The organism is Streptomyces sp. NPDC127197 (assembly GCF_042672405.1).
Classification (GTDB): Bacteria; Actinomycetota; Actinomycetes; order Streptomycetales; family Streptomycetaceae; genus Streptomyces; species Streptomyces flavusporus.
This window is the reverse complement of record NZ_JBHXVG010000157.1, coordinates 1-1,058: the sequence shown is the minus strand read 5'-3', so window position 1 is coordinate 1,058 and position 1,058 is coordinate 1. Positions and strand designations below refer to the sequence as shown.

Sequence of the window (1,058 nt, the reverse complement as noted above, 5' to 3'; positions counted from 1 at the left end):
GTGTCCCGATAGACATCTCGGGACCTGAAGAAGTCAAGCCGCAGCTGCCGTTGATGAAGCGAGAGGCGAGTTGAAGGCACGTTGCTCGTCGAAGAGGACCCGCTGTTGAAGGCAGTGGAACAGCTGGCCGAGCAAGCGGTTGAACAGGTGCCGTTGAGCTTGTGCGTGCCAGTCGCCGACTTTGCGTCGATGGCGGTAGTGGGCCTGCGCTCCGGGCGATGAGCGCAAGGAGGAGAAGGCCCACAGATAGCCGGCGTGGTGGAGTCGGTTGTTCTTGACCATGCGGCGTCCGACGTAGTGTTTCTTGCCGGAGGCGCGGGTGATCGGTGCGGATCCGGCGTAGGCCTTCAGGCTGCGGGCGTCGGCGAAGCGGCTGCGGTCGTCGCCTGTCTCGGCGAGGACACGTGCGGCGAGCTGGACGCCGAGGCCGGGGAAGCTCAGGAGTATTTCGGCATCGGGGTGCTCGCGAAAACAGGCATCGACTGCTTCGGCGAGGTCGTCACTGGCCTGGCAGGCCGCTTCGAACTGCTTCAGCAGAGCGAGGAGTTGCTTGCCGAAGGCGTCTTCCACGACCGCGGGCTGGTGGGCGTACTCGGCGTGCAGGACAGCGCGCAGGCGGTCGGCCTCTGCTTCAACTCCGCGGACACGGCCGGCGCGCTTGAGGGCGGAGCGCAGCTGGTTCAGAGACAGCTGCGCGGCCTCGGTCGGCGTCGGAGCCTTGGCCAGGATGATGCGGGCCTCCTCGCGGGCCAGCCCGCCGTGTTTGGCCAGGAAAGCATCCAGGGCGGCGGGGTAGTACTCGCGCAGCAGGGAACGGATCTGGTTGCCGATCTGCTGGCGGTTCCAGACAGCGTCCTGCTGAGCTCGAGCCAGCACCGCAATGGCCCGGGCCAGGTCAGAGTCCGCAGGTAGTGGCCGGTGAACGGCCATGTCAGTGCGAAGGATGTTCGCCAGCACGAGGGCGTCGCCCGGGTCCGACTTCTTGCGGGACACACCGTGGCGGTCACGGTAGCGGGAGGCGGCTAGCGGGTTGATCGCGAAGACCTTGCGGCTGCCGG

Annotated in this window: 1 protein-coding gene; it reads right to left on the bottom strand. The window is 66.8% G+C overall.

Features of this window, described 5'->3' with window-relative positions:
* Window positions 1-33 precede the first annotated feature (33 nt).
* A partial coding sequence (locus ACFVJQ_RS46080; RefSeq protein WP_385791999.1) for an IS110 family transposase occupies window positions 34-1,058 on the bottom strand: 1,025 nt, incomplete at its 5' end.